General features: G+C 38.8%; 14 protein-coding genes. 5 read left to right on the top strand and 9 right to left on the bottom strand.

All coding sequences use genetic code 11. The annotated features are described in order from the left end of the window. Nucleotides 1-58 precede the first annotated feature (58 nt). Both U0R11_RS10315 and U0R11_RS10310 read left to right on the top strand, forming a co-directional pair. Entirely contained in the window at nucleotides 59-1,129 is a 1,071-nt protein-coding gene (locus tag U0R11_RS10315) for an efflux RND transporter periplasmic adaptor subunit (protein ID WP_406751612.1), read from the top strand. Nucleotides 1,130-1,134: 5 nt separating this feature from the next. Next, the gene (locus U0R11_RS10310; RefSeq protein ID WP_406751611.1) at nucleotides 1,135-4,185 is read left to right on the top strand and encodes an efflux RND transporter permease subunit; all 3,051 of its coding nucleotides are present in this window, start codon (nucleotides 1,135-1,137) and stop codon (nucleotides 4,183-4,185) included. Nucleotides 4,186-4,368: 183 nt separating this feature from the next. Here U0R11_RS10310 and purQ read toward each other — a convergent pair whose 3' ends face one another. The 6 genes from purQ to U0R11_RS10280 all read right to left on the bottom strand — a co-directional run bounded on the left by purQ (nucleotide 4,369) and on the right by U0R11_RS10280 (nucleotide 11,505). After that, on the bottom strand, nucleotides 4,369-5,046 hold the full coding sequence (gene purQ, locus U0R11_RS10305; RefSeq protein ID WP_406751610.1) for a phosphoribosylformylglycinamidine synthase I: 678 nt from the start codon (nucleotides 5,044-5,046) through the stop codon (nucleotides 4,369-4,371). Between the two features lie 56 nt (nucleotides 5,047-5,102). Beyond that, nucleotides 5,103-6,710: a M1 family metallopeptidase gene (locus U0R11_RS10300; RefSeq protein ID WP_406751609.1), complete on the bottom strand. Its 1,608-nt coding sequence runs from the start codon at nucleotides 6,708-6,710 to the stop codon at nucleotides 5,103-5,105. A 34-nt stretch (nucleotides 6,711-6,744) separates the two neighbouring features. Beyond that, nucleotides 6,745-7,131, bottom strand: coding sequence for a phage tail protein (locus U0R11_RS10295; protein ID WP_406751608.1), 387 nt, complete (start codon nucleotides 7,129-7,131; stop codon nucleotides 6,745-6,747). Between the two features lie 97 nt (nucleotides 7,132-7,228). Further along, a complete protein-coding gene (ahcY, locus tag U0R11_RS10290; protein WP_406751607.1) occupies nucleotides 7,229-8,545 on the bottom strand; it encodes an adenosylhomocysteinase in 1,317 nt (438 codons plus the stop codon). A 165-nt stretch (nucleotides 8,546-8,710) separates the two neighbouring features. Beyond that, nucleotides 8,711-9,202 (bottom strand): thioredoxin family protein, encoded by a 492-nt coding sequence (locus U0R11_RS10285; protein ID WP_406751606.1) that lies wholly within the window; start codon nucleotides 9,200-9,202, stop codon nucleotides 8,711-8,713. Then, nucleotides 9,199-11,505: a TonB-dependent receptor gene (locus U0R11_RS10280; protein ID WP_406751605.1), complete on the bottom strand. Its 2,307-nt coding sequence runs from the start codon at nucleotides 11,503-11,505 to the stop codon at nucleotides 9,199-9,201. Before U0R11_RS10280 ends, U0R11_RS10285 begins: the two co-directional genes overlap by 4 nt. 104 nt (nucleotides 11,506-11,609) lie before the next feature. On the opposite strand from U0R11_RS10280, the gene U0R11_RS10275 reads away from it, so the two are divergent. Then, nucleotides 11,610-12,320, top strand: a complete 711-nt coding sequence (locus U0R11_RS10275; RefSeq protein ID WP_406751604.1) for a metal-dependent transcriptional regulator — start codon at nucleotides 11,610-11,612, stop codon at nucleotides 12,318-12,320. 78 nt (nucleotides 12,321-12,398) lie between these two features. Here the strand turns inward: U0R11_RS10275 and U0R11_RS10270 are convergent, their stop codons facing one another. Next, on the bottom strand, nucleotides 12,399-13,688 hold the full coding sequence (locus U0R11_RS10270; protein ID WP_406751603.1) for a UDP-N-acetylmuramoyl-tripeptide--D-alanyl-D-alanine ligase: 1,290 nt from the start codon (nucleotides 13,686-13,688) through the stop codon (nucleotides 12,399-12,401). Nucleotides 13,689-13,729: 41 nt separating this feature from the next. Between U0R11_RS10270 and U0R11_RS10265 the strand changes: the two genes are divergently transcribed. Then, on the top strand, nucleotides 13,730-15,853 hold the full coding sequence (locus U0R11_RS10265; protein ID WP_406751602.1) for an FG-GAP repeat domain-containing protein: 2,124 nt from the start codon (nucleotides 13,730-13,732) through the stop codon (nucleotides 15,851-15,853). On the opposite strand, the gene U0R11_RS10260 is transcribed toward U0R11_RS10265, so the two are convergent. Then, nucleotides 15,850-16,806 (bottom strand): sulfite exporter TauE/SafE family protein, encoded by a 957-nt coding sequence (locus U0R11_RS10260; RefSeq protein ID WP_406751601.1) that lies wholly within the window; start codon nucleotides 16,804-16,806, stop codon nucleotides 15,850-15,852. The genes U0R11_RS10265 and U0R11_RS10260 overlap by 4 nt on opposite strands. A gap of 130 nt (nucleotides 16,807-16,936) precedes the next feature. On the opposite strand from U0R11_RS10260, the gene leuS reads away from it, so the two are divergent. Continuing rightward, on the top strand, nucleotides 16,937-19,759 hold the full coding sequence (gene leuS / locus U0R11_RS10255; protein ID WP_406751600.1) for a leucine--tRNA ligase: 2,823 nt from the start codon (nucleotides 16,937-16,939) through the stop codon (nucleotides 19,757-19,759). A gap of 149 nt (nucleotides 19,760-19,908) precedes the next feature. Here leuS and U0R11_RS10250 read toward each other — a convergent pair whose 3' ends face one another. After that, on the bottom strand, nucleotides 19,909-21,405 hold the full coding sequence (locus U0R11_RS10250) for a sulfatase family protein (RefSeq protein WP_406751599.1): 1,497 nt from the start codon (nucleotides 21,403-21,405) through the stop codon (nucleotides 19,909-19,911). Nucleotide 21,406: the final 1 nt, after the last annotated feature.

Below are 21,406 nucleotides of genomic sequence, written 5' to 3'. Positions count from 1 at the left end.
TCTAAGATTTTTTATTCATAAGTATTAAAAGTCTACATTTTATAATCAAGTATTTTTCATGCATTTTTTGAAAATTAGTATTTACTCTTTTAGTGTTTTATTTATTTCTGCTTGTCAGAATACCTCCCATGATGATGGAGAGGTGGCAGCTATTCACTCGACTATTGGTTCACTCAAAGTACATGCTGTTCAAATAGCTGAAAGTAAAATCCAACATTTTCCATTACAGGTATTGGCTACTGGTAAGATTTCGGCATTAGTACAAGCAAAGATAAATTTTAAGACAACAGGTGTCATTGAGAAAATCTTGATAAAGAACAGTTCCTTGGTTAAGGAAGGTCAAGTTTTGGCAATTTTGGAAAACGAACAACAAAAAATAGCATTGCAGCAATCTTTTGATATTCTTCAAGATGCACGTTTAGAATTAAATAAGTTGGTTTTGGAATATGGAGGTAAAGACAGAGATACCAATTCGGTTTCAAAACGGATCTTGGAAAATATTAAGGCAAAAAGTGGTTTTAATAAAGCCCTTACTAATCTTCGTGATGCTCGTTTGAAATTAGAAAATACATATTTAAAAGCCCCGTATGCTGGTATAATTGCTAATTTAAAAACAAAGGCTTTCAATCCAAGTTCAAGCAGTGAACCATTTTGTACCTTATTGAGTAAGGAGAATATGGTGGTGGAACTGTCAATTTTAGAATCAGAATTAGGGATAGTTAATGTAGGTCAGCATGCAATAGTTACATCATTAGCTTTCCCTGACAGAAAATATACTGGGATAGTTACAGAAATCAATCCTATGGTGAATGAACAAGGCTTGGTTTTGTTGAAAGTAAAAATTGTCAATCCAGATCAATACCTATTAGAAGGGATGAATGCCCAAGTTATAATAGAAAAAATACTGGCAAGGCAGGTCGTGGTGCCCAAGGAAGCTGTTGTAGAAAGGTCAGGTAAGAAGGTCGTTTTTGTTTATGAAGATGGTTTAGCCAAATGGAAATTTGTGACTGTTTCTCATGAAAATAGTCAAGACTTGGCCATATCCGAAGGGCTCTCTGGGGGACAAAAAGTTATTGTAAAAGGAAACTTGAATTTAGGTCATGATGCCAAAGTAGAAATTGTTCATTAAGAGGAATGGTCCGTTTTTTACTATATCGCCCCATTGCAGTTTTAGTCAGTACTTTCGCCTTGATGGTTTTGGGAATCATTACGTTTAATCAAATCCCAATCTCCTTATTACCCGATATAGCTATTCCTGAAATTACGGTTCAAATCACTCATCCCAATACATCAGCACGTGAATTACAAAGAACAATTGTTAAACCCATAAAAAATCAATTACAACAAGTTAATCATTTGGCTGATTTGGAAGCACAAACTCAAGATGGTTTGGCAGTTATCAAATTGAAATTTGATTTTGGGACAAATATCAATCTAGCCTACATTGAGACCAATGAAAAAATTGATGGTATCATGGGCCAATTACCCAGAGAGATGGAAAGACCCAAAGTCATCAAAGCTGGTGCTTCTGATATTCCTGTTTTTAATATCAATGTAACGTATAAGAAAGGCTTTGAAAATTCTGATTTGGCCTTGTCGGAGTTTTGTGAAAATGTACTTCGAAGAAGGATTGAACAATTGAAAGAGGTTGCTTTAGTAGACATTACAGGCTTATCTCAACCAGAAGTTACCATTATCCCAGACCAATCCAAACTTCAAGGTTTAGGAATTAGCGAGCAAATACTGAAAGAGAATTTGCAAAAAAATAATATTGAATTAGGGCATTTAATAGTAAAAGAAGGTCAATATCAATATAATATTCGTTTTGCTACCACATTGAAAACAATTCAGGATATTGAAAATATTTATCTGAAAATTGGGGATGTAAAAAAGGGTGAACGTGTTTTACAACTGAAAGATTTAGTAAAAGTATCAGTTCAAGAGCAACAATTACGTGGATTATATTCCTTCAATGGAAAGCGTGCCATTTGTCTTTCTATTATCAAACAATCAAATACGCAATTGCTTCAACTTCGTAAAAAGTTGAATACTCAAATAGCACATTTTAAATCGGAATATCCTCAGCTGGATTTTCATATTAGTCAAGACCAAACCGAATTGTTGGATTTGTCGATTAATAACCTCATCGGAAATATCTTATTTGGAGGGTTATGTACATTTATTATGATATTTTTTTTCATGAATGATGTTAAAACCCCTATACTGATTGGTATCGTTATTCCTGTATCATTAATCATTACTTTTTTGTGTTTTTACTTATTTCATATTTCGATCAATATTGTTTCATTAGCTGGATTAGTTTTGGGAATTGGAGAAATTATTGATTCTTCTATTATTGTCATTGAAAATATAGAGCAATACCGTGAGGATGGACATTCCCTAGATGAGGCGTGCATCGAAGGAACGCAAGAAGTAATTATGCCATTGTTTACATCCATTCTGACAAATTCAGCTGTTTTTTTACCTTTAATTTTTATCAGTGGAATTGCTGGAGTTTTGTTTTTTGATCAAGCCATTGCTGTGACTTTATCGCTGGGTATTTCCTTGTTATGTTCTTACACGTTGGTACCTGTGTTATACCGACTTTTCTATTTTAGGGAAGAGCGTTTAAAAGGATTTGTTCCCAAAAAAATCACATGGCTGGTGAAAGCTTCAATAAGTACCTACGATGGGTTATTGAATCTTGTTTTTCGAAGGAAAAAATGGATGTTGGCGTTTTTTGTTTTTCTAGCGCTAGTGTCCATTCCATTATTTATCATGTTAGATAAAAAGGGCATGCCAATTATTAGTAGAACGGAATTAGAGGTAAAAATTGACTGGAACGAAGCCGTAACCGTAGAAGAAAATAACCGTCGTATAAATCAAATGACGAGAACGATTGTCAAGAGCAAGCATGATAGCTTGCCTGTTTGTGCTTTTATAGGTCAACAACAATTTTTATTAAATAAGGAACTGCAACAAAATTTCAATGAATCTAAATTAAGTATTAAGGTCGCATCCAACCAAGAGTATGAAAGGATGCAAAAAGAGATCAAGGAATATTTGACTTTTAACTATCCAGGGTCTATTGTTCATTTTAGCGCAGCTAAGAATGTCTTTGAGGTGTTATTTAATACAACTGACCCTCCATTACAAGCAAGAGTGATGAGTGCTAGTAACATCGAGGTACCAAGTACAGATCAAATAAATTTGTTGAATCAGGAATTAAATAAATTTGGGTTTTTAAACCCATCGTCTGCCACGCAGAGTAGGTATAACATTCAACTGTTATCCGATCGTTTATTGTACTATAATGTTGGTTATGAGCAAGTTGTGCAATCTTTGAAAACTGTTTTTAATCATAATGATTTGGGTAGTTTAAAAGGAGAACATAAATACATACCCATTTTGTTGGGGAATCGCACCAAGCCTTTCATTGATTTGGTTCAACAAGCAACTGTTCAAAGTAATAATGGTCAATATTTGCCTTTGAGGGAATTAATTAGAATTTCGAATCAAGAAGATTATAAAACATTTTATTTAGACAAGAGCGGAGGTTTTATTCCATTTAATTTTAGTCTAACTAATAGGGAAGTGCCAACTTATCAAGCATCTATTCAGAAAATCGTTGATGGTCACCCCAATTTGAATGTAAGTTTTACAGGGGCATATTATACAAATTTGGAAATTGTGAAGGAATTGGGTCTCATTATATTAATTGCCATCTTATTGCTATATTTTATTTTATCCGCACAATTTGAGTCATTGGTTCAACCAATAATTGTCATGTTAACGATTGTATTTGGATTAACTGGAGCGATGACCTTACTTTATTTTGCAGGAAATAGTATCAATATCATGTCCGCAATAGGTATGATTGTTCTTATAGGGATATTGGACAATGATTCCATCCTCAAAATTAGTACCATGAATCAATCGAAGGATTCATTGTCATTGATGGATGCCATTAAATTATCTGGCAAACGACGATTAAAGTCTCAGTTGATGACATTTTTAACTACAATTTTGGGACTTTTACCTGTACTTTTTTCTTCAGGATTAGGTGCTGAACTTCAACGGCCATTAGCCCTTTCGGTGATTGGAGGAATGTTTTTAGGTTTATTTATCTCTATTTCTTTCATCCCACTCGTTTATTGGATATTGTATAGCAAAATTTGGAAATGAGTCGATTAATATAATCGTTTCACCTGCCTAATAAGCCCCAATAGTAGATTAATATACTCTATATAGCACATCAAAAAAGCCCTGAAATTCAGGGCTTTTCATTTATAAATCTAATTTATTAATCTTTGAATAGTAAGGTAAAATTCACTTTAGCCCTAATCCCTAAACACTAATACCTAATAACTATAAAACCAGTTGTTTCAATATCTCCAAGCCATCAATATTCGCTAAATCTGGATCAGCAGCACGCTCAGGGTGAGGCATCATACCGATCACATTACGACCCGCATTGCAAATTCCTGCGATATTGAATAAACTGCCATTCGGGTTAGCCGCATCGTTTACTTGGCCATTTTCATCACAGTAGTAAAATAAGATTTGATCATGGGCTTTTAAATCTTCCAAGGTCTTTTCATCTGCGAAATAACGTCCTTCTGCATGCGCAATCGGTATTTTATAAGCCTTATTTAGGTCCAAAGACTGTGTGATCAAGGATTGGTTGGTCGCAGCCTTTAAGTAGATGTTCTTTGAAATGAATTTTTGTGAATTATTTCTCAATAATACACCGGGCAATAAGTGAGCCTCCACTAATACTTGGAATCCGTTGCAAATACCCATTAAATAACCTCCATCATTGGCATGCTTAATGACATTGTCCATAATCGGAGAAAAGCGGGCAATAGCACCAGAACGTAGGTAGTCGCCATACGAGAATCCACCCGGTAAAATGATGAAATCACAGTTTTGAAGACTGGTTTCTTTATGCCAAAGCTTCACAGCTTGATGTCCTAAACTTTCAATGACCCCTACGGTATCATCATCACAATTGGAACCAGGAAAGACTACTACGCCAAATTTCATAAGATGCTATTAAATATTGACCGCAAAAATAGCGGTTTTTGTTCAGAATTCCCCGATTAAATTTGCTTTTCTACTTGGAATAAAAAATGCTCAAAGTCCCATTGGGGTGCTTCGGTCAACTTTATTTGCTGCCAAGTGTCAGTAGGATGAATTCTCTCCCCTAATCCTTGGCTATGCTTGATTTCAATAGGTAAATCAATTTCATTAGGTACATTTTTCCATTTATAACGTAAAGTAAATGCTCCATTCGATTCTTTCAGTTGGTATACCAAGGTTGGAATGTCCGCCCGATGTAGGTATAAGGACATGATGGCTTTGACGTTACGTTTCAACTTCTTTTCAAAGAAATTGAGCACTTCTTCGGCATTCGTATTTTTATGGTAGAAGGTCAAACAAAAGTCCTTGATGGTGCTAAACCAAAGCTTGTCATCTGCCACAATGGATCGCAGTGTATGAAACATCCAAGTGCCTTTGAAATACATGTCGGCATCCGGACTTTGATAATTAACACCATAAGGGCCAATGATGGAAAATCGATTTTTGATGTTGTTTTTTTGTCCATTCAAATAGGACTGAGCTTGCTCTTTTCCTGATTTTTCTTCCAAATAAATGGCTTCCGCATAGGTTCCTAAGGCTTCATGAATCCACAAATCAGCGTGATCGCTACATGAGATGGAATTTCCAAACCATTCATGGGCAGACTCATGTACGATGATGAAATCAAATCCATAGTTATTGTTTTTGTAATGGTTGCCATAGGCCACGGCACTTTGATGCTCCATGCCCCAATAATCCGTTTCTACAAGCGCATAGCCATCTTTTGGAAAAGGGTAGGGGCCAAAGTATTTCTCAAAGATGCGTAGCATTTCCTGGCTTTGCTGAAAATGTTTTTTGGCTATTTCGGCATTGCTTTGAAGAACATAATAATCCAAATCTAAGGGCTTGCCATTTAGTTGAACCATTTTTTCTGACCAATGGGCATAGTCGGCAATATTAATGGATACGTTATAGGTATTGATGGGATATTGTACCTTCCAATGGTATTCCGTGCCAAAAGCCGTAGATGTACTAGCCACTAGATTGCCATTAGAAACCGCCAAAAGGCCCTTGGGCGCCTCGATACGAATATCCATGGATTCAGGTTCATCTCCTGGATGATCTTTGCATGGCCACCATGCAGAAGCACCTAGGCCTTCACAGGAAACGGTTACCCAAGGTTTACCTGCTGGATCTTTGGTCCAAGAAAAACCCCCATCCCAAGGTGGACGTACCGCTTTGCGGGGTTGACCTTGGTAGGAAATGAGTATTTGGTGTTTTTGTTTGACGAGGAGTGTTCTTGGGAAATCAATAAAAATGGCATTGCCATCACGACGGTATGTTAAGGCTTTGTTTTCAAATACAATTTGGTCAATGCTCAAGTTTTGGAATAAGTCTACTTGGATTTGTTTAGTCTTCTCTTTTACCACAAATTGGATGCTATTGGAGCCTGTGATGTAGGTTTTCTCCGGGTCAACCTTCACTTTCAAATCATAGTGCAGCACATCATAGGAAGTACGCGCAGGCCGCAAACTGCCCCGCAAACTATCCGCATGACTGAACTTTTGGGCGGAGAGACTAAATGAAAATAGTAAAGAAAATAGAAGAAATATGCTTTTAGGTTTCATTAATTTTTCACTGGTTAAGGCAATGAGGTTGAAATTATTTGGTACGAGTAATGACTGAATATTCCATTTCTAAATTTTCTATGGTTAGGAAATCCGTGGGATATTTCAACGTATCTAAATCAAGTTTTATGGGATATGCATGTAAACATTGCCAAGCACGAATGACCTCAGCATCAGAATTAAGTAAAGAAATGGTCAAATTTTTGACAGGGATCTTGCACAGATTATTAAAGGCATCAATGATCAATTGAAAAGATTTCCAATTTTGACAAAGTCCTCTTTTAAACCTTAGTGGGGAATGTTTGATCCCTTCTTTCAAACTAGAACTTGAAAAATCTAATCCAGAAACCTCTTGAAATGACATCTCGATTTTTCCGTATTGAACTTTAAAATAATATGAGGCTTGGATGTTTTCTGTCATTTTATGAATAGCAAAGTAAAAATAGCCAAGATTCCCTTGAAAGCAAAAAAGCCACCCTCTTGCGAAGGTGGCTTTGGGAATAGAATCTCCAAAAAGACTAGTAACGGTAATGCTCAGGCTTGAATGGACCATTTTCTGGTACACCAATGTATTCCGCTTGATCTTTCTCTAATTTCTCCAATTTAGCTCCAATGTGCGCCAAGTGTAAGAACGCTACTTTCTCATCCAAATGCTTAGGAAGGATGTACACTTTGTTCTCATAATTAGCGGCGTTGGCCCAAAGCTCTAATTGAGCTAAGGTTTGATTACAAAATGAGTTCGACATCACGAAAGATGGGTGACCCATGGCGCAACCTAAGTTCACCAAACGGCCTTCTGCTAATACGATGATGTTTTTGCCATCAATCGTATACATATCCACCTGTGGTTTGATTTGGTCTTTCGATGCACCGTAGTTATCGTTTAACCAAGCCATGTCGATTTCATTGTCAAAGTGACCAATGTTACAAACAATGGCCTTATCTTTCATGGATTTGAAATGACGGTCACGAATGATTTTTACATTTCCTGTAGCGGTTACGAAGATGTTAGCGCGACTAGCGGCTTCGTCCATCGTTACAACCTCAAAACCATCCATAGCAGCTTGCAATGCACAGATTGGGTCAATCTCCGTTACCAATACACGGCAACCAGCACCACGTAATGACTCAGCACTACCTTTTCCTACATCACCATATCCGGCTACCACAGCTACTTTACCAGCTAACATTAAGTCAGTAGCACGACGAATCGCATCGACCAATGACTCTTTACAGCCGTATTTATTGTCAAATTTAGATTTAGTTACAGAGTCGTTCACGTTGATTGCTGGTAAGAACAAAGTACCATTTTTCATACGCTCATATAGACGGTGAACGCCTGTAGTTGTTTCCTCAGAAAGTCCTTTGATGCCAGGGATTAATTCTGGATACTCATCAAATACCATGTTGGTTAAATCACCACCATCATCCAAAATCATGTTCAAGGGTTGCTTTTCTTCTCCAAAAAACAAGGTTTGCTCAATACACCAGTTGAACTCTTCTTCATTCATGCCTTTCCAAGCATAAACTGGAATACCAGCTGCGGCAATAGCTGCTGCAGCATGATCTTGTGTCGAGAAAATATTGCAAGAAGACCAAGTAACTTCCGCTCCTAAAGCAGTCAATGTTTCAATCAAAACCGCTGTTTGGATCGTCATGTGCAAACATCCTGCGATGCGCGCTCCTTTTAAAGGTTGAGCTTTTCCAAATTCAGCACGTAAAGCCATTAATCCTGGCATTTCTGCTTCAGCTAATTGAATCTCTTTACGACCCCAGTCGGCCAGTGCAATGTCTTTAACTTTAAATGGTACATATGTACCTGATTGTGATGCCATTGTGTATGATGTTGAATTGAAATTTCTTAATAAAGTGCAAAGTTAAGTCTTTTTTAAAGAAAGAGAAAATCTTGAATTGAGATTAATTTTATCCGTTTTGTGCCAATTAGCAACACTTATTCATTTAAAGCCCAATGCAAAGCAAAATGGTAAATTTATAACAGTCTAGTTCGTGTATTTTTTATCGAGCGGTAATATCAACTGAAGTAAATCAGCTGATTTAAGAAATTGCTGATGTTGCGAAATGATTTCATGGTCAGGATTTAGGATACAAATGCTGGGGAAGGCAATAGCTCCTTTGATACTACCTAATTTCAAAGCGAGTTCATGTATTCCAGTTTGATCACCCGTAGGTTGAAACTGAAACTCATTCCCCTCAAAGGTCATCTTTCGTTTTTCTTCGGCATTGAGTGACACAAACCAGAATTGACTATTTAGCGCTTGAATAACCTGTTTATTTTTAAACGTCGTGTTTTTCATCAGTTGGCAAAACTTACACCAATCTGTATGCATGAAAACAAAGACCTTTCTTTTTTCCGTTTTCTGTAAACTATCCAGTTGTTCCATGGCATAGGATTTCAATTGGGAATATACCTCAATAGGCTTCAACATGAAAAGCGAAATCAAAACCAAGAATAAGAGCTGCTTTTTTCTCATTTTTTGAATGTATATCGAATACCTAAAAATAACCTGATACCTTGATTAGGACCATAGACATAATTGGGATCAAAGGTTAAGGCATAAGGGTTATTTGGACTGGCTATGACTTTCCCATTATTTCCAAATTGTACTTCTTTATCAAAGGGATCATTACTTCTAGCAATGATGAATGGATTTCCTTGATTAGGAGTCCAATTCAACAAGTTTTTTACACCACCGTAAATTTGAATATCACTGAATCCATCATAGGTCATTTGTATATTTTGAATGCTCCACCAAGGAGAATAGGCTCTTCTAGGATCTCTTTCCCCAAGCAATGGCAAGCGCATGGGACTGTACATGTTTCCTGTATAATCAATGGCTAAGTGCGCTGGGTTGATTTTGTAGGAAATGGCCCAAGTGCTTGTGAAATTTTCGGTTAATAATTGCTGCTTGGTCAAACCATTTTCAGTTAGGGTATTTTCCATTAAGGTGCCTCCAACTATGACTTTTAGGCCATTGTTAAATACCGCATCAATGTTTAAACTTATTCCTTTGCTTTCAGCAAAACCGCTTAAATTATCATAAATAATTTTATTGGGGTCTATTTCATAATCTCCTACAATTCGATTGGTGAAATAGGTATAAAATGCCGAAGCGTCTAGCCCAATGTAGGAATCATCCCGAGTATAAATTTTCTTGATGTAATTCGCATTGATGTTGTAGGATCGTTCTGGGTTTAATTCATTTTTTACTTCAATGATTCTTGCACCCGTTAAGGCGGCGTGATCTTCTGTAAACAAATTCACAACTCGATAGCCCGTTCCCGCATTTAATCGAAGAATATTGTTTTCATTAAAAGTCCATTTATAGGCTAATCTAGGTGTGAAAATATTCCCATGGTAATTGTTGTAATCGAATCGATAACCTAGCAGTAGTTTATGTTTATCCGTGATCGATATTTCATTTTGAACAAATATCCCGGGAAGCCATGTTTTTTGGGCTAAATTTTCTGGCTTTGTTAAGCCAGCTGTTGCTGTGGCAGGGGTATTATCGTCATAATAGGTATAGCGCAGCGCTGTACCCATTAAAAAATCATTTTTCCCAATTTTTTTATCCCAAGTCAATTGCATGAAGGCAATATTTTGCTGGGCATCATACACCGTTTTACCGTATCTACTATCTTGATTGTGGCTATTGTATGAAAATGACAGGAGCAGCTTTTCCGTACTGGGTAATTGATAATTCCCAAGGACTTCCCAGCGATTGGTATATATACTTTCCCCATAAATACTATCGCCACCTCTAAATTGTTTTTGCCATCGCATATCGCCACCCCAACGGTCTTCATACATGTAACGGGCAGCCAAGCTAAACAATCGATTTTCTTTGCGGTTAAAATTCCATTTTTGAAATATGGAGATCCGATGCTGCAAAGTCATATCTGTAAAATTGTCTTTGTTGTTATCTACTCTATTTTGAAAATTAAAATAGTTAAGGCCTGTTAATGCCGTCGCCTTTTTGCCTGCATTCAGTTTGAAAGCCAGATCAGCATTGTATTCACCCCAACTCGTACTAAATATATCTGCTGAAGCCAATGGGGCATTTTGTGGTTTTTTGGTAATGATATTGATTAAGCCGCCAACTGCTTCACTGCCATATAATGACGATGCCGGCCCTTTGACAATTTCAATTCTTTCCACAATGGAATTCGGAATACCCGATAAACCATAAACGGTACTCAGACTGCTGACGATGGGCATGCCATCAACCAGGACCATGGTATATGGACCTTCTAATCCATTGATATGGATATCTCCCGTATTGCACACATTGCAATTCAGTTGAGGCCTTACTCCATTGACGTTTTGTAATGCCTCGTAGATATTAGGAGTGGGGTTTTTCTTAAAAAAGGTAGGAGTGTAAATTTCTACTGGAACAGGACTTTCTAATCGACTTACCTCTTTCATGGTCCCAGTAATGACAACCTCATTTAAAAGCATGGCATAATTGCTTAAATCAACAGGCAGGGTCAGGTGCTCACCTTCATTGAGGGAAATGGCTTTTTCAAATTTTTCAAAACCTACGTAACTTACGCGAAGGATATATTTTCCCGCTTTGATGTTTTTTAGCGTGTAATTTCCAGACTTGTCGCTGGAAGTTCCGTAAGGACTGCCCAGTAAAGTGACACTGGCCAACTCAATGGCTTGATTCTCTGAAATGATTTTACCTGAAATGCTAGCAGCTACTTGAGCATAGCAGATAGAACAGCTTAAGATCAAACAAACGCTTACTATGATTTGTAGTCTTATTTTTTTCATTTTTTTGCTATTCAAGTCAAGCAAAAGTAAATAAGTTAGACTAATCTAACAAATTAAGTTTTATCTTTTTTTGTATCTTTGGATATTAATCCTTTTTTTCATTCATGCAATTATCTTATACCGAAGAAAATTATTTAAAAGCATTGCTTAAAGTTTCATTTGATAGTGGGAGTGAAGCCGTAGGGACAAATGAATTAGCCATTTCCTTAATGGTCAAACCTGCTACTGTGAACGACATGCTCAAAAAGTTGAAGGAAAAAGGATTGGTCGATTATGAAAAATACGGGAAAATCACATTGAGTGCTGATGGTAAGAAAATTGCCACGTATATTATTCGCAAGCACCGCCTTTGGGAAACTTTCTTGTATGAGAAGTTGGAGTTTAGCTGGGATGAAGTGCATGATGTGGCTGAGCAATTGGAACATATTCATTCACAAAAGTTGGTCGATAAATTGGACAAATTCTTGGATTTTCCTGAATATGATCCCCACGGAGATCCTATTCCCAACCGTTTGGGAGAGCTAAAAGTACAATTCAAAAAAACCTTATCTGAGGTAGCGGTGGGCAATAGTTGTAAAATGGTCGCTGTCAAGGACAATTCAAGTTCTTTCTTGCAATACGTGGTTCAAGTAGGATTAGGTCTCAATAATGAGATTAATGTACTGTCCAAACAAGAATACGATGCCATTCTGGTGATTGAGGTGAATGGACAAAGATCAAGTGTGAGTCAGAAGTTTGCCGACAATATTTTTGTTGTCTGCCAGCATTGTGAAGTAGGAAAGATTTGTCCCAATGAACGATGTACATTCAACTAAGCAGGTGGTGTACCTGATTATTAAGAAGACAATTAGCGGTCTTTCAGTCCTACCTTGAAATAAGCTTGAATCAAAATACTATTCCAAAAACGGCAATACACTTTCCAAAGAAATACCCCTAGAACCTTTGACCAACAAAAAGCTATTTTTAATCGGATGATCTTGTAACCAATTGTGTAAGCCAAATTTGTCTGGAAAATAATAGGCCTTCGGTAAATGAATCAAGGCATGTTGCATATGCTGACCCACCAACAAAACTTTGTCGAAATGTTGCTGGGCAATTAATTCACCCAATGCTGCATGTTCCTCCGCAGAAGCATCCCCCAATTCAAACATGTCACCCAAAATGACAATTTTAGGACTGCTTTCCGTTTCGGCAAAATGCTGGATTGCGGCCGACATAGACGAAGGATTGGCATTGTAAGCATCCATCAAAACTTGATTGCTACCGATGTGAATATACTGTGAACGGTGGTTAGTTGGAATATAAGTCCGAATCCCTTCATGGCATTGTTCATCACTGAGTCCAAAATATTTCCCCACGGCCAAAGCCATTTGAATGTTTTCGAAGTTGTAGATACCCGGTAAATGACTGCGAACTTGTATTTCTTCTCGCGTTTGGTAAACCACGGTAGGCTTAGCCTCCACTAATTCGGTATACAAGGCCTCATTGGCCATGATAGTATTTTTAAAGTGTCTTTCAGCATGCATGTCATGCACTACGTTTTTGTCAGCAGGTAAAAACACCGTTCCATCATGATGCGCTAAAAAATCAAATAATTCACCTTTCCCTTTTCTGATGCCTTCTACTCCTCCAAAACCTTCTAAATGAGCTTTACCGATGTTGGTAATTAAACCATGTGTCGGTTGGGCTATATTCACTAGTTCATGAATATCTCCTTGTTTATTGGCACCCATTTCAATCACCGCTATTTCATGACTGGATTGGATGGCCAAAATAGATAGAGGGACGCCAATGTGATTATTTAAATTTCCAGCAGTAGCAAAACAATGAAACTTTTGAGACAACACAGAAAATAATAGTTCTTTGGTCGTCGTTTTACCATTTGACCCCGTTAATCCAATGATAGGAATCTGTAAGGTCTGTCGGTATAGTCGGGCTACATCTTGCAAAGCTTGTAATCCATCTTCTACCAACAGCGTGTTAGGGATGTGAGCAAAAGCTTCATCATCAATCACGGCATAAGCGGCACCTTTGGATAATGCTTCTTCTGCCAATTGGTTGGCATTAAAATTGGGACCTTTTAGAGCAAAAAATAGATTACCTGGAGCTATCTTACGAGTATCCGTAGATACACCACTAGCTTGTAAAAATTTGTCTAAAAGTGTTACATTAGAGGTCTTCATCATAAATTAGATTACCAGGGCTTTTGGCTTACAAATATCGAATGAAATTTTTAGTATTCTTATTTTTTGGATTCCTAAGCTCGGAAATACTTGCCCAGGCACCATCTTGGAAGCAAAGTTCGCAAATCCCTGTGAAAGTCAATCAATCATTTTTAGCCAATCCATGGGCAGGAGGTTTTAATTCTGTCCAAGTGGAAAGTATGGATTTAAATGCGGATGGACTGGAAGATTGGGTGATTTTCGATCGGAGCACCCAAAAATTGAGTACTTTTTTGCGCGTTAAAAATGCATCGGGTCAAATTTCACAGGTCTACAGTCCTCTATATGAATCCCATTTTCCCAAAATAGAAAACTGGTTTCACTTGGTGGATTATAATCAAGATGGCAAAAAAGATTTATTCTGTTCGGCTCCGGCAGGAATGAAGATATACCAAAATACATCGGGGGCGAATATCTCATTTCAAATTTTGGCCGATCCTGTGTATTCCGAAGGCTTCTCAGGTAAAATAAATTTGTATATAGCCGCTTCCGATATTCCGGCCATTGGTGATGTGGATGGTGATGGGGATATGGATGTGCTGGCCTTTGAACCGGCAGGACATTATGTGGAGTTTCATGAAAATGTCGCTACTAAAGGTTCAGGATTGATTCAGTTCAAGAAAACAGTAGATTGTTGGGGCGACTTTATTCACAATGATTGTGAAGATGTGGTTTTAGGGAAATCTTGTAGTACAAGCTATATTCCTTTTCAAGTAAAAAGTCCTAATCAGGTGATGCATTCAGGGAATAGTTTGGCAATCTTGCCCAATAAAAATGGGTTACCTGACTTCTTATTTGGCCATGTTTCCTGTCAGAATCTCATTCATTTAATCAATACAGGTACAGCTTCTAAGCCTCAATTCAGCCAATTGAATTACCATTTTCCCACGGGAAACCCCGTTCAAGTAGGTGCTTTTGCCTCGGCTTTTCCTCAAGATGTCAATGCTGATGGTCAATTCGACTTGTTGGTATCGAGTAATACCTATGACAATGCTTTGTTTAGCCAAAATTTCCAACAATCATTAGCTTATTACCAGTTGGAAGGAGGTAATTGGGTGGAAAAGAACTCTGCCTTCCTGCAAGATCAGATGTTGGACGTAGGAGAAAATGCGGCGCCTCTTTGGTGGGATGCCGATGAGGATGGAGATCTAGACCTATTAATCGGGAATAGCGGTATTCGGGGAGCTAGGGGTGTAAGGGCAAGTTTGACTTATTATGAAAATGTGGGGACAGCCCAACAAGCATCTTTGCTTTTGAAGAGTACAGACTTTGGCAATTTTAGCGCAGTGATACAAGCTACGGAAATCATTCCTCAAGCAGTAGATTGGGATGGAAATGGAAAGAAAGAGCTATTGATTTCATATCAAACTTTTGTAGGGGCAAAGCTGGCTCTTTATACCATAGATAATAAATGGCAAGAAATCCCAGTATCCGTTCTGCAAGTGGGAGAGACAGTCCTGTTTGTCGATTGGAACCAAGATGGAAAATTGGATTTATTGGTGTTAGAAAAGTCGGGAAGAATACGATCCTATCAATTTCAAACAGATAAATCCTTGCAATTGGACAATGCCAACTGGGCTAATCTGCTTCAAGATTTGAATTTCATTCCGAAAAGCCTCAGCTTCTTGGATGTCAATGGGGATGGTAAAATGGAATGTTTGGTATTTGATCGAATCGGCAAAGCACAATTAATCAACTTCAGTTTGGATGGGAAAAGTGCTACACGATCACAAGCATTTACATGGACAGCCGATTTTGGTGAGCGCGTTTGGCCGAGTGCAGCCGATTGGAATGGGGATGGCAAAATGGATCTTAGCCTTGGTTTAGGTGCTGGAGGTGTTCAGTTATTGGAAAATATAAGTGCTAACCCAGTTGTTGAACTACTAAATCAAGATCGCTTACAAGTTTGGCCAAATCCTGGTAAAGGGCCTATTTTTGTGATGAGTGAGGCTGCTGGGGAATTGACCTTCTTAGACTTACAAGGAAGAGTTATGATGAATTCCATAGCCATTCAAGCCAAAGAAACCAAGACCATTCAATTACCTAAGGGATTTCAAGGGACGGTATTTGTCCGCTGGGAAAATCAGGCCGGTCAGACCATCGTGAAGCGTTTGCTGATCGACTAAAAGAATTTATCAGCCCCGAGGATAATTTGACGAAGGCTAACAATGATAATCACCATACCCACTAATATCATCATGGATTTGATCGGAAGTTTGTTGGCCAAACGAGCTGCAATCGGAGCTGCAACTACGCCGCCAAGAATTAAGCCTATGATCACCTGCCAATAGCCTAGTCCAATGACCGTAAAGAAGGTCAAAGAAGAGGCTAGAGAAACAAAAAACTCAGTAAGGTTGACACTGCCAATGGTGTATTTGGGATGACGCCCCGAAGCAATCAAAGTAGAGGAAACAATGGGTCCCCATCCACCACCACCAATGGAATCCAAATAGCCACCAAATAGCGCTAAAAGCCCTACTTTTTTCAATTGACGTTTTTCCTGTCTTTTAATTAATGCCTTACGGATGATGATGGCACCCAGAAATAAGGTGTAGATAGAAACGATGGGTTTGATATATCCCGCATATTCTTCTAGGCTAGAAATCACATAAGCTCCTAAGATGGCTCCAATGATACCCGGAATCACTAAGGTTTTAAAAAGCTTAGAATTGACATTTCCGAATTTCAAGTGCATGTAACCTGAAACGCCCGAAGTGAATACTTCGGAAGCATGAACACTGGCAGAAGCTGCGGCAGGAGAAATACCCACGGATAGTAAAAAGGTGGTAGCTGTAACACCATAGGCCATGCCTAAGGCCCCATCAATCATTTGGGCTAAAAAACCTCCTAAGATGTAATACAAAATTTCAGAATTGATGGAAGAGAAGACCACTTCCATTTTAGCAAAGGTTACATAGGTAAACAGGATGTGTCCCACGATCATCAAAGCCAGCGCATTACTGATGTGAATAATCACTTCGGTAATACTTCTTTCCCGTTTCCAAATGGTTTGCACCGCATTGAAAATGCTCGGGAATTTTCTCTTTGTATCTGAACTAGGAGGAGTATTTAGGGACATAATGCTTACTCGTAAGGTAAATTCGCCTACAAAAATAGTAGACTTTATCTAATCTACCAATAAAGTAGAGTAAATATTTTTTCATAAAAAAGCCCTAATTTGCATTCCTTTTTTAAAATGATAAAAATTTATGCGTACAGAGTATCAGTTTCGTGAAATCGAAAAGCAATGGCAGTCTTTTTGGGAGACAAATAATACCTTTCAAGCACAGGTAAATCCGAATAAACCTAAATATTATGTGTTGGATATGTTTCCTTACCCATCTGGGGCAGGATTGCACGTCGGGCATCCGCTAGGGTACATTGCATCTGATATCATCTCGCGCTACAAGCGTTTACAGGGATTTGAGGTTTTACACCCCATGGGATTTGATTCCTTTGGTCTGCCTGCTGAGCAATATGCGATTCAAACAGGGCAACATCCTGCACTTACCACCGAGCAAAATATCGCTCGATACATTGAGCAATTGAAAAACATGGGTTTTTCCTTTGACTGGACGAGAGAAGTGAGAACCTCAGATCCTTCCTATTATAAATGGACTCAATGGATTTTCATGCAGTTGTTCAATTCTTGGTATAATCAGGCTTCCGATAAGGCGGAGTCGATCGATACCTTGATTCAAATTTTTGAAAAATCGGGCTCTATTGGAGTAAAAGCCGTTTGTGATGAAGAGGTAAAACGTATCAGCGCCGAGGAGTGGAATGCGTATTCTGAAGAAGAAAAATATGCTTATTTATTGTCTTTCCGTTTAGCTTTCTTGGATGATTCGGTGGTGAACTGGTGCCCTGCTTTAGGGACCGTTTTGGCCAATGATGAGGTCAAAGATGGTGTTTCAGAGCGTGGTGGACATCCAGTAGAACAAAAGAAAATGCGTCAGTGGTCCATGCGTATCACGGCTTATGCTGACCGACTATTGCGTGGGTTGGAAGAGGTAGATTGGTCAGATTCATTGAAAGAACAACAGCGCAACTGGATTGGAAAATCCATTGGTGCAGAAGTAGATTTTGATATCGATAATCCTGCGCTTTCTCATAAAAAAATCAAAGTATTTACGACCCGTGTGGATACCATTTATGGAGTTTCCTTTATGGTTTTAGCACCAGAACATGAGTGGGTGAATGAATTGACTACGCTGGAGCAAAAAGAGGCTGTGGAGGCTTATGTGACTTGGGCGAAATCTCGTTCTGAGTTGGATCGTGTTTCGGAAGTAAAACAAGTGAGCGGCGTATTTACAGGTTCATTTGTCATCAATCCGTTCAACGCAGAGCGTGTGCCTATTTATTTGGCTGATTATGTCTTGGCTGGATATGGTACTGGAGCCGTGATGGGTGTACCTTCGGGAGATCAGCGTGACTGGAACTTTGCGACGCATTTTAATTTACCGATCATCCCAATATTGGATGCTCAGAAGGATATAGATCAACAAGCTGATGCGACCAAAGAAGGGAAATACATCAATTCCGAATTGATCAATGGAAAGACCTATCAAGAGGCTACTCCCATTTTAACCGCTTGGTTAGAAGAAAAGGGCATTGGTAAAGCTAAGATTCAGTACCGCATGCGCAATGCAGTATTTTCACGTCAGCGTTATTGGGGAGAACCCGTTCCTGTCTATTTTAAACCGAATTCCAAAGGTGATTTATTGCCTTATTTGATTCAGGAAAGTGAATTGCCCTTAGAACTTCCTAAGATTGATAAATATCTACCAACAGAAACTGGCGAACCACCCTTAGGTCGTGCAGCAGATGCTTGGAAATACCATGGTCAGTACGACTATGAATGGTCGACCATGCCGGGTTGGGCGGGTTCTTCTTGGTACTGGTACCGTTATATGGATGCCCAAAATGAACAAGAATTTGCATCGCAAGAGTCAGTGAATTATTGGAAAGCGGTGGATTTGTACATTGGAGGTTCTGAACATGCTACGGGGCACTTATTGTATTCTCGTTTTTGGAATAAATTCTTGAAAGACTTGGGATATGTGCAGGAAGAGGAGTTTGCAAAGAAATTAATCAATCAAGGAATGATCCAAGGTAGATCTAATTTCGTCTATCGAGTGAAAAATGTGAGTCCAGCTACTTTTGTTTCTCATGGGCTAAAGGATCAATATGATGTGGCAGCTTTGTATGTGGATGTCAATATTGTGGAAAATGATATGTTGAACGTTGAGGCCTTCAAATCCTCTCGAAACGATGTTCCTGCGGATGCCGTTTTCGTGTTGGAAGATGGTAAATACCTATGTGGCTGGGAAGTGGAAAAAATGTCCAAATCCAAGTACAACGTCGTGAATCCTGATGATTTGATTGCCAAATACGGTGCAGATACCTTACGTGTCTATGAGATGTTTTTGGGACCATTGGAGCAATTTAAACCTTGGAATACCAACAGTATTTCAGGCTCTCATAATTTCTTAAGAAAGGTGTGGCGTTTGTTCTTTGATGAAACAACGCAAAAAGTGAAATTGGATGATGCTCCTGCCAAGCCAGAAGAATTGAAAGTATTGCATGCAGCCATCCGAAAAGTACACGAAGATTTAGAGCGTTATTCGTTCAACACGGTGGTTTCTACCTTGATGATTTGTGTCAATGATTTGACCCATTTGAAATGCCATAAGAAAGCTATATTAAAGGATTTAGTGCTTTTATTATCTCCTTATGCCCCTCACATGGCAGAAGAGTTATGGCTGGCCTTGGGTGAGGAGGCAGGAAGTATTTCCAAAGCTAAATTCCCTGAGTTCAATGCGGCCTTTTTGGTTGAAGATGAGTTTAATTACCCGATTTCATTCAATGGAAAAGTGAAATTAACTTTATCTTTTTCTGCCACGGCTAGTCCTGCCGAAGTTGAAGCAGGCGTTTTAGCTCATGCTCAAGTTCAAAAAGTCTTGGATGGACAAACACCCAGTAAGATCATCGTGGTTCCTAAGCGGATTGTGAATATCGTTTTGGCAAAATAACAATGTAGAATGAAGAATGTAGAATGTAGAATTTTTCAGAAAAAGATTCTACGCTTTCATCAAATTTATCTAGAGTTAGATGAAAATAATAAATTAAACTTAGCACTCAATTCTACATTCTACATTCTTTATTTTACATTCTACATTCTTCATTCTATATGCTTAATCCGCTGAAGTAACTCCCGCATCTCCTTCACTTTTTCCGGATATTTCTCAAACAAGTTTTCGGATTCTTTGGGATCTAGTTTTAAGTTGAATAATTGACCTGTGATGTGATTGGTGGCTTTGACATTTCTCGGGTTCGTGAAACCACCGGATCCCAAGCCTTCTACCCATTTCCATTCGCCTTGTCGGACAACCAAGTAGCCAATGGAGGTGGTGAATACCAATGCCTCTTGTTCTGGAATATCCTTGCTTTTCTGAGTCAGTAAAGGGTAAATACCATAACTATCATTTTTGCTGGTTGGCTGTCCAAGGATCTGTTGGCAAGTAGCTAATAAACTGGTTTGAGAAACTAAGGCTTGAGATGTGCTTTTGGCTTTGACCTTCTTGGGCCAACGAACAATGAATGGCACTCGGTGCCCAGCTTCAAAAGCATCTCCTTTCATTCCTCGCCATGCTCCTGCCGCCTGATGTTGGAATTCTTTCACGAAATTCTCTCTCCAATAGGGACCATTATCACTGGTAAAAATAACTATGGTATTTTCTTTCAAGCCTAAGCTATCTAAGGTTTTCATGAGCTGCCCCACCGAAGCATCCACTTGTTGAACAAAATCACCATACTCGCCCGCTTTGGAGCTTCCTTTGAATTTATTTTGGGGTACCCAAGGAGTATGAGGACCCGAAAAGGGGATATATAAGAAAAAGGGTTGATTGGCTTTTTGACGTGTCAAAAACGCTTTGGACTTATCGATGAATCGGGGCATGACGCCATAAAAATCAAAATTGGGTGCCATTTTGCCTTCTCGCCAAAAAGGTCCGGTATAACCTGAGGTTAATTTATTGCCATCCGTATAGGCAGTGGGCTTTTCCACCAAATGTTGATTTTCCAAATAGCAATAAGGCGGCATGTCCAAGGATGCGGGCAAAATATAGGAATAGTCGAAACCCACCGCTGCAGGACCACCTGTAGGGTCTTGGTCATAATCAATGTGCTCGGGCTTCATTTCTTCCTGAATGCCATAATTCACTTGAGTTAAATTACCCTCAAAACCAGGTTTGACGGCCCAGTCCAAACCCAAATGCCATTTTCCAACCACGCCAGTTTGGTAACCTTGACTTTTTAGAAAAGAGGCCACCGTTACGCGTTCTTTTTCAATCAAGCTGCGACTGTAGCCTCTTAAAACACCAGTAGGTAATTTACTTCGGAAAGGATATTGACCCGTCATGATGGCATAGCGGGAGGGCGTACAAACTCCAGAAGCAGAATGGGCATCTAAAAAGCGCATGCCTTCTTTGGCCAATTGATCAATGTGGGGTGTGGCAATTTTATCCCCTTTGGGATTGTAAATGGAAATATCCCCATACCCCAAATCATCCGCTAAGATGTATATGATATTGGGTTTTTGCGTATTTTTCTTTTGAGCCAAACTCGGAAAAACCAAGGACAAAGCCAGCAAAAGCGGGAAAAGAATGTTTATTTTCATG

The sequence above is a fragment of the Aquirufa salirivi genome, assembly GCF_045310485.1.
GTDB lineage: Bacteria > Bacteroidota > Bacteroidia > Cytophagales > Spirosomataceae > Aquirufa > Aquirufa salirivi.
This window is presented reverse-complemented; position numbering and strand designations above follow the sequence as displayed.

Bases quoted from the DNA above. Each gene is read 5' to 3' on its own strand.
- U0R11_RS10315 (WP_406751612.1), top strand. From the start codon at position 59: ATGCATTTTTTGAAAATTAGTATTTACTCTTTTAGTGTTTTATTTATT.
- U0R11_RS10310 (WP_406751611.1), top strand. From the start codon at position 1,135: ATGGTCCGTTTTTTACTATATCGCCCCATTGCAGTTTTAGTCAGTACT.
- purQ (WP_406751610.1), bottom strand. From the start codon at position 5,046: ATGAAATTTGGCGTAGTAGTCTTTCCTGGTTCCAATTGTGATGATGAT.
- U0R11_RS10300 (WP_406751609.1), bottom strand. From the start codon at position 6,710: ATGAAACCTAAAAGCATATTTCTTCTATTTTCTTTACTATTTTCATTT.
- U0R11_RS10295 (WP_406751608.1), bottom strand. From the start codon at position 7,131: ATGACAGAAAACATCCAAGCCTCATATTATTTTAAAGTTCAATACGGA.
- ahcY (WP_406751607.1), bottom strand. From the start codon at position 8,545: ATGGCATCACAATCAGGTACATATGTACCATTTAAAGTTAAAGACATT.
- U0R11_RS10285 (WP_406751606.1), bottom strand. From the start codon at position 9,202: ATGAGAAAAAAGCAGCTCTTATTCTTGGTTTTGATTTCGCTTTTCATG.
- U0R11_RS10280 (WP_406751605.1), bottom strand. From the start codon at position 11,505: ATGAAAAAAATAAGACTACAAATCATAGTAAGCGTTTGTTTGATCTTA.
- U0R11_RS10275 (WP_406751604.1), top strand. From the start codon at position 11,610: ATGCAATTATCTTATACCGAAGAAAATTATTTAAAAGCATTGCTTAAA.
- U0R11_RS10270 (WP_406751603.1), bottom strand. From the start codon at position 13,688: ATGAAGACCTCTAATGTAACACTTTTAGACAAATTTTTACAAGCTAGT.
- U0R11_RS10265 (WP_406751602.1), top strand. From the start codon at position 13,730: ATGAAATTTTTAGTATTCTTATTTTTTGGATTCCTAAGCTCGGAAATA.
- U0R11_RS10260 (WP_406751601.1), bottom strand. From the start codon at position 16,806: ATGTCCCTAAATACTCCTCCTAGTTCAGATACAAAGAGAAAATTCCCG.
- leuS (WP_406751600.1), top strand. From the start codon at position 16,937: ATGCGTACAGAGTATCAGTTTCGTGAAATCGAAAAGCAATGGCAGTCT.
- U0R11_RS10250 (WP_406751599.1), bottom strand. From the start codon at position 21,405: ATGAAAATAAACATTCTTTTCCCGCTTTTGCTGGCTTTGTCCTTGGTT.